Here is an 11,776-nt window from a genome sequence, read left to right as displayed (position 1 = left end):
AACGCAATCCGTGCGTCATTCGTTTTTCTTCTTCCGCCCCCTTTTTCCCCTTTCCCCCCTTCCGGGCCAGCCGGCCAGCCGCGAGAGTAGAATCTCGCAAAATTTTTCGCTCGTGGCGCACGGGAATCGACATGACACAAGGCAACGCCAATGCCAACGCCGCTGCGGTGACCGGGCTGGAGCCGGCCGCGGCAGCAAATCCACCGCACGGCCGGCAAGGCCTCACGGAACAGGAGCAGGGCGCTTACGCCCGCAAGGCCGTGATCGCCTCGGCGGTCGGCTACGCGCTGGACGGCTTCGACCTGCTTATCCTCGGCTTTATCCTGAGCGCGGTGTCTGCCGGCCTCGGGCTGACCAGCACCCAGGCGGGCTCGCTGGTCACCTGGACGCTGGTGGGCGCGGTGGCCGGCGGCATCTTCTTCGGCATCCTGAGCGACTACGTGGGCCGGGTGAAGGTGCTGACCTGGACCATCCTGCTGTTTGCCGTCTTTACCGGGCTGTGCGCGCTGGCGCAAGGCTACTGGGATCTGCTGGCCTACCGGACCATCGCCGGCTTTGGCCTTGGCGGCGAGTTCGGCATCGGCATGGCGCTGGCCACCGAGGCCTGCCGGCCCGGCCAGCGTGCCCGCGTTTCCTCCTATGTGGGCCTTGGCTGGCAGGCGGGCGTGCTTGCCGCGGCGCTGCTGACGCCGGTGCTGCTGCCTTATATCGGCTGGCGCGGCATGTTTGCCATCGGCGTGCTGCCGGCGGTGGCGTCGTTCGTGGTGCGCCGCTTTATCGGCGAGCCGGAGGTGTTCGTTGCCAGCAGCAAGGTGGCGCGCAAGGGCAACCCGCTCAAGATGCTGGTGGCGGATGCCGCGACCGCGCGTGCCAGCCTGGGCGTGGTGGTGCTGTGCTCGGTGCAGAACTTCGGCTACTACGGCCTGATGATCTGGATGCCGACCTACCTGGCCAAGCAGTTCAATTACTCGCTGACCAAGTCCGCGCTGTGGACCTCGGTGACCATCGTCGGCATGGCCTTCGGGATCTGGGTGTTCGGCCAGCTCGCGGACCGCGTCGGCCGCCGGCCCACCTTCCTGATCTACCAGGCCGGGGCGGTGGTGATGGTCTTTGTCTACTCCCAGCTGTCGACGCCCTATGCGCTGCTGTTCGGCGGCGCGGTGATGGGCCTGTTCGTCAACGGCATGATCGGCGGCTATGGGGCGCTGATCTCGGAGCTGTATCCCACGCAGGCCCGCGCCACCGCGCAGAACGTGCTGTTCAATATCGGCCGTGGCGTGGGCGGCTTTGGCCCGCTGGCGGTCGGCGCGCTGGCCGCCAGCTATTCGTTTGGCACCGCGATTGCCGTGCTGGCGTCGATCTATGTGCTGGATATCCTGGCTACGCTGTTTCTGATTCCGGAGCGCAAGGGCGCCGCGCTGGAGTAGCCCGGACCCTTAACTCCAAGCCTTAAGTCCAACCTTAAGCTCCGCTCTCCACCGCCGGCCCTCCCAACGCCTTGTACAAGGTCGTGATGTTCACCAGCCGGTCGAACCGGTTGCGCGCCGCCGCCACCGCTGCCTGGCGCAACGTCTCCTTGGCATCGAGCCAGGGCTGCAGCGCGGTGGCGCCGGCGCGGTAGCGCGCCGCGCCAAGCCGCTCCGCCCGGCTCGCGGACTCCAGCGATTCCCCCAGCCGATCCGCGCGCACGCCCAGCCCCGCATGATCGGACAGCGCGTTTTCCACTTCGGCAAAGGCCGTGTACAGCGACTGCCGGTATTGCACCACCGTTTCCCGGTACTCGTTCTGCGACACCTGTATCGTCAGCTGCGTGGTGTTCCATTGCAGGAAGGGCAGGCTCAGCCCGGCGCCGAGCAGGGCGGTGGGGTCGCGCAGCAGCGAAGCCAGCGCCGCGCTGCCGGTGCCGACGATGCCGGTCAGCGTCAGCTTGGGGTAGAAGCTGGCGCGGGTCGCGTCGGCGTTTGCCAGGGCGGCGCGCAGGCGCCATTCGGCCTGCCGCACGTCGGGCCGACGACCGACAACCGCGGCGGGAATGCCGGCGTCGATGCGCGGTAGCGCTTCGACGGGCAAGGCCTGCGGCTCGGCCACGCCGTGCCCGGGCGGACGGTTGAACAGGATGGCCAGGGCCTGGCGGTTTTCGCTGCGCTGCTGGTCCAGCACGGTACGCTCGGCCAGCAGGGCGGCCAGTTGCTGCTCGGCTTGCGCCAGGTCCAGGCCGGACACCGCGCCGGCGCGGTAGCGCGCGGCCACCAGGCCAAGCGTGCGCCGTGCGTCCACCAGGCTTTGGCCGGAGATGTCGATCAGTTCGTTCAACAGCCCGGCGCGCCAGTACAGCGTGGCCGCGGTGGCCGCCAGGGCGATGGTGGCGGCTTCCAGGTCGGCCGCGCTCGCGCGCGCTTCCCAGTCCGCCGCGCCGCGCAGGCTGGCCAGCCGCCCCCACAGGTCGATCTCATAGTTCACTGTCGCATTGATCCCCCCTTCGTCGCGCCGCCCGGGGCCATCCAGGCTCCATTGGCGCGTGCCCCTGGCCTGCGCGCTCAGTTCGGGCGCGCGGTTGGTGGCGGCCAGCCCCGCGCGCAACCGGGCGCGCTCGAAGCGCAGCGCGGCAATGGCGAGATCGTTGTTGGTTGCCAGCGCGGACGCGACCAGCGCGCTCAGCTGTGGATCGCCAAATGCCTCCCACCAGGCGTGCGGCGCCAGCGCCGTGCCCGGCTGCCCGGCCGTGTCCTGCCGGGGCGCATGTTGCCAGTGCTGCGGCACGTCCAGCGCGGGATCCACCTCCGGCGTGCGCAGTCCGCTGCAAGCACTCAGGGCAACGGCAATCACCGGCAGCGCGACGAGCAGGCGCACTGGTCGCCGTGGCGAATGCGGACTGCGCCTATTCATGGCCAAGCGCCTCGATCGGTTGCAGGCGCGCGGCGTTGCGCGCCGGCATATAGCCGAACACCGCGCCGATCAGTGTCGAACACAGGAAGGCGCCGGCAACCGCGCCCGCGGAGAACACCATCTGCCATTGCGGGATCAGCAGCGCCAGCGCCAGCCCGACCAGGTAGGCCACGGCGGTGCCGATCACCCCGCCCAGCAGGCATACCAGTACGGCTTCGGTCAGGAATTGCATCAGCACGTCGCGCTGCCGGGCGCCCACGGCCATGCGGATGCCGATCTCGCGGGTGCGCTCGGTCACCGAGACCAGCATGATGTTCATCACGCCGATGCCGCCGACCAGCAGCGAGATCACGGCGACCGCCGACAAGAACAGCGTGAGCGCTTGCCCGGTGCGTTCCATGGTCTTGACGATGCTGTCCATGTTGTAGGTAAAGAAGTCCTTCTTGCCGTGGCGCAGCGTCAGCAGGCGCTCGATGGCTTGCTGGGCCGCCGCGCTGGGCTGGCCGTCGCGGATGCGCACGGACAGCTCGTCGAAATGCGACTGGCCGAAGATGCGGCTGCCCGCGGTGGTGTAGGGCAGCCAGATATTGAGGCTGCTGCCGTTGTCGTCGAACATGGTCTTCTTCTCGCGCGCCACGCCGATCACCACGCAAGGCAGGTTGCCCACCAGGATGACCTGGCCCAGCGCGCTCAACGCATTGCCGAACAGCTTGCGGCGGGTCTTTTCGTCGATCACGGCCACTTGCGCGTGCCTGCGCAGCTCGTCCGGCAGGAAGGCCGCGCCCTGCGTCAGGCCCAGGCCACGCACGCGGAAGAAGCTGGCGCCCACGCCATGCACGGTGGCGTTGACGTCGACGCTGCGGTACCTCAGCCGCTGGACCTTGCTGGTGATCGCGGTGGCGCTGTCCACATACGGCAGCGCGTGCAGGGCCTCGATATCGGCGGCCACCAGGGTGCGGATGCCGGCGGCGCGGTCGTCGCCAAAATCCTTGCCGGGGAAGATCTCGAGCGTGTTGGCGCCGATGGCGCGGATATCGGCCATCACATAGCGCTTGGCGCCTTCGCCGATGGCCACGATCGACACCACGGAGGCGATGCCGATGATGATGCCCAGCATGGTCAGCGCGGTGCGCATGCGATGCGCCATCAAGGCGCCCCAGGCCATGGAAAAGGCCTCGGTGAAGCCCTGCCAGGCGCGTGCACGCCGCAGCGGGGCCTCGGCGTTGCCGCCGGCCCCCGGGGCCTGAGTGGCCGGCTTGGCTTGCACGAGGCCGCTGCCCGGCTCATCCTCGGCCTGCGGCGGCCGGTTGGCGCGGTCGGCCACGATACGGCCGTCGGCGATCTCGATGATGCGCTCGGCGTTGCGCGCCAGTCCCATGTCGTGGGTGACGATGATCACCGTGTGGCCGAGCGCATGCAGCTCGCGCAGGATGGCCAGGACTTCCTTGCCGCTATGGCTGTCGAGCGCGCCCGTGGGCTCGTCCGCCAGGATCACCTGGCCGCCGTTGATCAGCGCGCGGGCAATGCTCACGCGCTGCTGCTGGCCGCCGGAGAGCTGGGATGGGCGGTGCCCGGCGCGCTCGCCAAGGCCCAGCCGCTCCAGCAGTTGCAGCGCGCGGGCACGGCGCGCGGCGCGGTCGGTGGCGGCGTAGATGGCCGGCATTTCCACGTTGTCCGCGGCGCAAAGCTGGGCCAGCAGATGGTAGCGCTGGAAGATAAAGCCGAAGCGCTCGCGGCGCAGGCGGGCCAGTGCGTCATCGTCCAGGGCCGCCACGTCCTGGCCTGCCACCAGGTAGCGCCCGGCGTTGGCCTGGTCCAGGCAGCCCAGGATGTTCATCAGCGTGGACTTGCCGGAGCCGGACGCGCCGACGATGGCGACCATCTCGCCCGCGCAGATGGCCAGGCTGACCTGGCGCAGCACGGGGATGTCCTGGTTGCCGGCGCGGAACGTGCGTTCCACATGCTGCAGCAGCAAGAGCGGGGCTTGCGTCATGGCCTGGTCTCCGCGTTGACGACGCCGGCATCGCCGGTGATGACGCGGTCGCCTTGCGTCAGGCCGCTGAGCACTTGCGCGTGCGCGTTGTTGCTCAGGCCGGTGCGCACCTGCACCGTCTCCACGCGCTGGTCCGGGCGCAGCACGCGGACTTCCATGCTGCCGTCCCGGCCGCGCGGCCCCAGCGCGGCCAGGGGCACCAGCAGCGTGTTCCTGGCTTCGCCCAGCATGATGGCGACCTGCGCCGTCATATCGATGCGCAGCCTGCGGCCCGGATTGGGCACGTCGAACAACGCATTGAAGAACACGGCGTTGTTGATTTTCTCCGGCGACGGTTGAATGGCCTGCAGCGATGCGTGGTAGCGCCGGTCCGGCTCGCCCATGATGGTGAAGTAGACCGCCTGCCGGTCGGCAATGCGGATCACATCGGCCTCCGACACCTGCGCCTTGACGGTCATGGCATCCAGGTTGGCCAGCTTGAGGATGGTCGGTACCTGGTAGGACGCCACCACGGTCTGGCCCTCGAGCGTGGTGAGCGCCACCACCTCGCCGTCCATCGGCGCGACGATGCGGGTGTAGCCAAGGTCGATGCGGGCGGACTCTGCCTTGATGCTGAGCTGCGCGATATCGGCGTCCAGGGCGAGCAGCTCTGCCTCCAGCGAGCGCAGGTCGGCTTCGGCGATTTCAAGGTCCTGGCGCGAGGCCGCCTCCTGCGACTGCAGCTCGCGCTGGCGTTGCCAGTTCAGGCGGGCCTGGCGCAGGCGCGAGCGCTTGGCGTCACGCTGGGCCTTGCCGCTGGCCACGGCGGCATTTGCCTGGCGCAGCGCATTCTCCAGCAGCACCGGGTCGATCTGGGCCAGCAACTGGCCCTGCTTGACCTTGTCGCCGAGCTTCACCTTCAGCGATTTGAGCTGGCCATTGACCTGCGCGCCGACTTCAACCTGGCGGATGGGCTGCAATACGCCATTGGCCAGCACGGTGACTTCGAGGTCGCCGCGGGTGACGGTGGCGGTGATGTACTCGGGGTGCTTGCCGGGTGTCAGGCGCCAGGCCGCCAACGCAATGATGGCGGACAGGGTGAGCACGGCGATGATCAGGCCGTGCCTGCGGCGGTTTGGGGGATGAGCCATTAGCGTTGCGGGGATCTACGGAAAAAGGATCAAGGTCAGGAGGCAATCTGCGGCGGATGTCTTGGGGAACAGGCGTAGAGGCTTATTCTTGAAATCAAAGGCTGTGGCGATGCATGAGGAGATTGTGAACGGACAGGCCTGCCGCATCTGTGGGCAATCTATCCCCGCTTGTATGAAAGTGTGGCGATATGTGCGGCTTTGTCTTCGCGCCTGTGTTGGCGGCGCGCGCGGGGCGGTGGCTCGAAGATCCGGGCGCGCTTTGGCGGCGGGCGGACGGATCTCGCCGGGTGGATCGCATTGGTCTTGCCCGGCCAATGCGAATCGATTCTGGAGGCCAACGATTGCCCTGGAGCCGCGAAAATCAACTCAAGACAATTGCGCACAATTACGCACAGTTTCGCGTCACTTTCCAACAGACACCGCTAGGCCCTGTCCCTAGACTCTGGGGTTTGATCCATGGGGGCTCAGGTGAATCGCATGTTGAGAAGAAGATTGGAGAGATCAATGTGGGCCGGCGCTTTTTTGGCCAGCGGCCTTGGCTGTGCCAGCGCGTATGCCGACAATGTCTACACGGTCGGACTGGGCCTGGGCGCCGCGCCGCGCTATGAGGGCAGCAACGAGTACCGGCTGATCGGCGGCCCGCTGTTCAGCGCGGAGTTCGGCAATGGGTTCTTCATCAGTCCGCTGCGCGGCGGCGCTGGCTACGGCCACACGTTCTCCAACGGCATGTTCGCGTCGTTTGGCCTCGACTACGACCTGGGCCGCACCGACAGCAAACGCTTCGACCTGCCGGGCTCCGATCACCTGAAAGGCATGGGGCGGATCCCGGGTTCCCTGGTGGGGGCGTTGCAGGTCGGCATGCCGGTGTACGGCGCAGCCGTGCTCAGCGTGACGCTCGACGCGCCGATGACCAACCGCGACCGTGGCCTGAGCGGCCATATCGACCTGTCCGTGCCGGTGTACAAGGCCGGCAAGCACCTCGTCAGTGTCAGCCCCAGCCTGCATTTCGGCTCGCGCAAATACACCCAGTCCTTCTACGGCGTGACCGATGCGCAAGCCGCGAACAGCCAGTTCCGCCCCTACACCACCAAGGCGGGATTCGACCGCGCCAGCGTGGCCGTGTCCTGGGAATACGAGATATCGCCCTCCTGGTCGGTAAACAGCACGGTGGCCGTGACCCGCTTGCTGGGTGACAGCGCCAACAGCCCGATCGTGCAGTCGAAACAGTCGTTCGTTGGCCTGGCTGCGCTCAAGTACCGCTTCTAGCCGCACCGGCTGCGTAACTCCGTTCTGCTTTGCTCCTGTTCGCCGAGGGAAGACATGACACCGCGAATCCCCATCCTGATGTACCACCAGATCGATGGGCCGCCGCCGCGCGGCACACCGATGCGCAGCCTTGTGGTGGCCGCGCGCGATTTCTCCTGGCAGATGCGCCTGCTCCGGCTGATGGGCTATCGCGGCCTGGCCTTGCGCGACCTGCTGCCCTACCTGCGCGGCGAGAAGGCCGGCAAGGTGGTGGGCATCACGCTGGACGACGGCTACCGGAACAACCTGGAGCATGCGCTGCCAGTGCTGCAGCGTTGCGGGTTCAGCGCTACCTGCTATGCGGTCAGCAGCCTGGTGGGCAGGACCAATGCCTGGGACACGGCCATTGGCGTGCCGCAGACGCCGCTGATGACCGTGCCGGAACTGCGCACCTGGACCCGTGCGGGCATGGAAGTCGGCGCGCATACGCGCACCCATGTGGACCTGACCAGGATGGATGGCGATGCCGCGCGCGACCAGATCGCGGGCAGCAAGCTCGCGCTGCAAGATGCGCTCGGCGTGCCGGTCCGGCACTTCTGCTATCCCTATGGTGCATTCAATCAACCCGTCGCCGACCTAGTGCGGGAAGCCGGCTACCACAGTGCGGTGACCACGCAGCGCGGCCGCGCCGCGATCGGCGGCAACCTGTTCGGCCTGCCGCGCGTGCTGGTCGCGCGGTCCTCGCATGCCGGGCATGTCTTGCTGAAGCTGGCGACTGCCTATGAAGATCGCCGCGGCGCGGAGGTAGTGTCATGATGCATGCTGACCGGGTCGCCGCGCTGTCCGCCGGCCAGCTGCGGGTGCTGGTGCTGAACTCCCGGCTGGATGGCGGCGGCATCGATTCGCACACGCTGTCGCTGTGCCGGGCCCTGCGGATGCAGGATTGCCTGGTGAGCCTGGCCGCGCCGGCGCGCGCCCGCTGGATCGACGCGGCGCAGGCCATGCCCGGCATCCAGGTGCTCGCGCTGGATGCCGGGCGAGCGGTCTGGCCGCTGGCGCTGTCACGCTATATCCGCGAGCAGCGCATCGATGTCATCCACGCGCATCACGGGCGCGATTACTGGGTAGCGATCGCGGCCTGGATGCTGTCCGGGCGAACCGCATCGGTGGTGGTGACGCGCCACCTGATGACCCAGCTCAAGGAGCGCACGCGCCGCTACCTGGCGGCGTTCTCCAACGTGATCGCGGTGTCCGATGCGGTGCAGGAGTCGCTGCGCCGGGTCGATCCGGAGCGTGCCCTGCGGCTGCGGCGGATCTACTGCGGGATCGACACCGAGCGCTTTCGCCGCATCGCCATGCGCGGCGATCGCGTGCGCGAGGCCCTTGGGCTGCCGCAGCACGCGTGGGTCTACGCGATGATCGGCGGGGCGCAGCGGCCCGACGGAAAGGGGCAATTCTACTTCGTCAAGGCTGCGGCGAAGGTGCTGGCACGGCATCCGCATGCGCATTTCCTTTGCGTCGGCGAAGGCGACCTGATCCCGCAGTTGCGCCACGAGGCGCAGGCGCTGGGTCTGGCCGGGCACATCCACTTCCTGCCGTTCGAGCATGATGTGGCGTCGCTGATGCAGGCGATCGATGTGCTGGTGCATCCGGCCGTGGGCAGCGAGGCGCTGGGGTTGGTGATACTGGAAGCGCTGAGCTGCAGCAAGCCAGTGATTGCCACCGCGCTGGACGGGATCCCCGAGACCTTTCTTGACGGTGCGCACGGCGTGCTGGTTCCGCCGCGCGACACGCATGCCCTGGCGCAGGCCATGTGCCAGCTGGCGGCGGACCCCGGGCGCGCGGCCCGCATGGGGCGGCGCGGGCGCGGCTGGGTGGAGGTGAACTTCTCGCTGGCCTCGCTCGGGCGCGAAACCGTGCAGTTGTACCGGGACTGCGTGACGGCGGCGCGGCATCGGGACAGGGCGCGCATCGCGCAAAGCGGGCAGGCCGCGCGGGCAACGTCGGAGCGGACCTGAAACGGTGCGTTTCGGCACCGGGGTGGGGACAGTCGTCTATACTTGTCAGCATGCTAACAAGTTTGGTGAGTTGAATGTCCTCTGCAAAACGTCAAACGACGCGCTCCGCTGCTCCGATCGAGGATCCGGTGCAGTCCAAAGCGGACCCGGCCAAGGAGCTGCTCTGGGCGCGGCCCGGCTTCCTGGTGCGTCGCCTGCACCAGATCCACGTGGCCATGTTTTTCGAGGAATGCAAGTCTCCCAGCATCACGCCGGTGCAGTACGCCATCCTGACGGTATTGTCCGTGCTGCCGGGGCTGGACCAGACCGCGCTGGGGCAGGAAGTTGGTTTTGACCGCACCACTACCGCCGACGTGGTGCGCCGGCTGGAAGAACGTGGCCTGGTCGAGCGCAAGGACAATCCGGCCGACCGCCGCATGCGCCACGTGCACCTGACCAAGGAAGGGCAAACCGTGGTGGCGTCGCTGCGCGCGGACATGGAGCGTGCGCAGGAGCGCATGCTGGCACCGCTGCGCCCGGCGCAGCGCAAGGTGTTCATGGACTTGCTGTCGACGCTGGTCGAGGCCAACAACGACTATAGCCGCACCGTGTTGCGCATCATGTAGGGACAGCGCGCCGGCATGGCGCCGGCGCCTGGACTACACCTGCTCATACCGGATAGACCAGGTCGTTGGCGATGATGGTGGTGTCGTACACGACCTGGCGCTCGGCCAGCAGCAGCTTGCCCTCGATGCGGGCGAAGCGGTCGTGATACGTGCCCGCCATGTGGATGGTGGTGGGACCCTCGACCAGCGTTTGCAGCAGCAGGAAGCTGGCCTGCGCCTGGATCTCGCCATACTCGCTTTCATCGGTGACGCGCGTATTGGTGACGAGGTGCAGCATATAGCGCGGCGCGAACATCTGGGTGCGCGCAATCGCCACCGCCCGGTCGTGCATCATGCCGCGGCCTTCGGCATAGACCAGCCCCACCGGCAGCCCGAGTTCCACGTTCTCCCGTGCGGTGACGCGGTAGATGCAATCCTCGGTAAAGAACTCGGGCCACGTTTCCACCATGCCGGCATCGAGCACGGCGCAGTATTCGCTGTGGAAGGCGTCGATCTCCATGCGCAGCGCTTGCGCGCGCGCGGGGGCCAGCTTGCAGGGGCGAAAGAGGCTATGGGCCATCGGTGTCATGGTTGGGGTGATTGTCAGTGTCATGCGGCTCAGAACCCCATCACGCTGCGGTAGTACTGGTACATGGCGCGGATCGCGGACTCCGAGATCAGCGAGTTGGCGGTGCCCACGTGTCCGGGATCGAGCTTCAGCACATTGCGCTCGGTGCTGGAGCGGCGCACGCCCTCCTGCACGAACTTCATCGCCTCGTTGTCCTCCAGGCCAAGGAAGCCGGCCGGGCCCATCAGGTTGCCCTGGCGCAGGCGGTGGCGCGTCATCTCCTCGGTGTCGTCCTCATAGCCGAACATGGTCCACTGCATCAGCATGCTGTCCGGGCCGTTGGGCACGATCTGGCGCACGCCCAGCGTGTTCATCTCGCGCTGCACGATCAGGTTCGGCCAGATGGTCTGCATGGTGACGGACCACGGCGAATCGAACTCCTTGATGTACTCCAGGAAGCGGTCGTCCTGCAGGCGCATGCCTTCGTGGTAGGAGCGCATCTCCTTCTTGTTCTCGTCGCTCACCGCCGCGTACTTGTCTTCCTTCTTGGCCGAGGCCATGGTGCCGTGGCGGCCGTGCACCGGGTCCGCGATCATGGCGGAGTCGTTGCCGGCGACCAGCAGGCCAAACACCACCAGGAAGGAGTGCAGCAGCGTGGCGTGGTACGGGTCCTTCAGGTTCTCGTGGTACATCTTCCAGTTGCAGGGCAACTCGTTCTTGTAGTACCCGAGGATCTTGAGCGGCTTGCCGTTGAACACCACGTCGAAATCCTTGAGGATTTCCGGCGTCATATACACGTCCAGCGGTTCCATGTCGTTGGCGTAGGAGGCGAAGATCACTCCGTTGCGCGTGGCCACGTTCAGCTTCACCAGGCCATGGTCTTCATTGCGGAAGTCCTTGGGCATGCCGCCGGCACGATTCACGCCGCGCTTGAACGGCACACCCTGCAGGTTGCCTTTCAGGTCGTAGGACCACTGGTGATACGGGCAGACGAACTCCTTGGCGTTGCCCTGGCCATGCCGGCAGAACTCCGCGCCGCGGTGTGCACAGCGGTTCTCGAAGACATTGACGCTGCCGTCTTCAGCGCGCGCCACGACCACGGGTGTCGGCCCGACGTAAGAGCGCTTGAAGTCGCCCGGGTTGGGAATCTCGGCCTCGAGCGCGACGAAATTCCATGAGCGGCCGCGGAAGATCTTCTCCAGTTCCAGGTCGTACACGGCATTGCTGGTGTACACCCAGTCCGGGATGAAATGCAGGGCGTCCTCCGGCCACTGGCAGGCGGCCAGTTCGGCATCCTTGGCGCGCGGCGTGCGGTTGATGACCGCATGGGTCTGGTACATGTTTCGTTCCTC

Annotated in this window: 10 protein-coding genes; 5 read left to right on the top strand and 5 right to left on the bottom strand. The window is 67.1% G+C overall.

From position 1 onward, the window contains the following. Window positions 1–131: 131 nt before the first annotated feature. Window positions 132–1,427: an MFS transporter gene (locus tag AC1RWI_RS10885; RefSeq protein ID WP_492866292.1), complete on the top strand. Its 1,296-nt coding sequence runs from the start codon at window positions 132–134 to the stop codon at window positions 1,425–1,427. 34 nt (window positions 1,428–1,461) lie between these two features. On the opposite strand, the gene AC1RWI_RS10880 is transcribed toward AC1RWI_RS10885, so the two are convergent. Genes AC1RWI_RS10880 through macA form a run of 3 tightly spaced genes read right to left on the bottom strand, consistent with a single transcriptional unit; the run spans window position 1,462 to window position 6,009 of the window. After that, entirely contained in the window at window positions 1,462–2,886 is a 1,425-nt protein-coding gene (locus AC1RWI_RS10880; RefSeq protein ID WP_492866290.1) for an efflux transporter outer membrane subunit, read from the bottom strand. Next, window positions 2,879–4,879 (bottom strand): MacB family efflux pump subunit, encoded by a 2,001-nt coding sequence (locus AC1RWI_RS10875; protein WP_492866288.1) that lies wholly within the window; start codon window positions 4,877–4,879, stop codon window positions 2,879–2,881. The genes AC1RWI_RS10880 and AC1RWI_RS10875 overlap by 8 nt, the downstream gene beginning before the upstream one ends. Next, complete coding sequence (macA, locus tag AC1RWI_RS10870) at window positions 4,876–6,009, bottom strand: macrolide transporter subunit MacA (protein ID WP_492866286.1); 1,134 nt, start codon at window positions 6,007–6,009, stop codon at window positions 4,876–4,878. Before macA ends, AC1RWI_RS10875 begins: the two co-directional genes overlap by 4 nt. A 504-nt stretch (window positions 6,010–6,513) precedes the next feature. On the opposite strand from macA, the gene AC1RWI_RS10865 reads away from it, so the two are divergent. The 4 genes from AC1RWI_RS10865 to AC1RWI_RS10850 all read left to right on the top strand — a co-directional run bounded on the left by AC1RWI_RS10865 (window position 6,514) and on the right by AC1RWI_RS10850 (window position 9,877). After that, window positions 6,514–7,275 (top strand): MipA/OmpV family protein, encoded by a 762-nt coding sequence (locus AC1RWI_RS10865; RefSeq protein WP_492866284.1) that lies wholly within the window; start codon window positions 6,514–6,516, stop codon window positions 7,273–7,275. Between the two features lie 54 nt (window positions 7,276–7,329). Then, complete coding sequence (locus AC1RWI_RS10860; protein WP_492866282.1) at window positions 7,330–8,070, top strand: polysaccharide deacetylase family protein; 741 nt, start codon at window positions 7,330–7,332, stop codon at window positions 8,068–8,070. Next, window positions 8,067–9,272 carry a glycosyltransferase family 4 protein gene (locus AC1RWI_RS10855; protein WP_492866280.1) on the top strand — a complete coding sequence of 402 codons (1,206 nt, stop codon included), beginning with the start codon at window positions 8,067–8,069 and terminating at the stop codon, window positions 9,270–9,272. Before AC1RWI_RS10860 ends, AC1RWI_RS10855 begins: the two co-directional genes overlap by 4 nt. Before the next feature lie 74 nt (window positions 9,273–9,346). Next, window positions 9,347–9,877 (top strand): MarR family winged helix-turn-helix transcriptional regulator, encoded by a 531-nt coding sequence (locus AC1RWI_RS10850; RefSeq protein WP_492866278.1) that lies wholly within the window; start codon window positions 9,347–9,349, stop codon window positions 9,875–9,877. Window positions 9,878–9,920: 43 nt separating this feature from the next. Here the strand turns inward: AC1RWI_RS10850 and AC1RWI_RS10845 are convergent, their stop codons facing one another. Both AC1RWI_RS10845 and AC1RWI_RS10840 read right to left on the bottom strand, forming a co-directional pair. Beyond that, complete coding sequence (locus tag AC1RWI_RS10845; protein WP_043354347.1) at window positions 9,921–10,436, bottom strand: aromatic-ring-hydroxylating dioxygenase subunit beta; 516 nt, start codon at window positions 10,434–10,436, stop codon at window positions 9,921–9,923. A 38-nt stretch (window positions 10,437–10,474) separates the two neighbouring features. Beyond that, window positions 10,475–11,764, bottom strand: a complete 1,290-nt coding sequence (locus AC1RWI_RS10840; protein WP_043354349.1) for an aromatic ring-hydroxylating dioxygenase subunit alpha — start codon at window positions 11,762–11,764, stop codon at window positions 10,475–10,477. Window positions 11,765–11,776: the final 12 nt, after the last annotated feature.

This window comes from Cupriavidus sp. MPR-AND1C (genome assembly GCF_058809705.1).
This window is presented reverse-complemented; position numbering and strand designations above follow the sequence as displayed.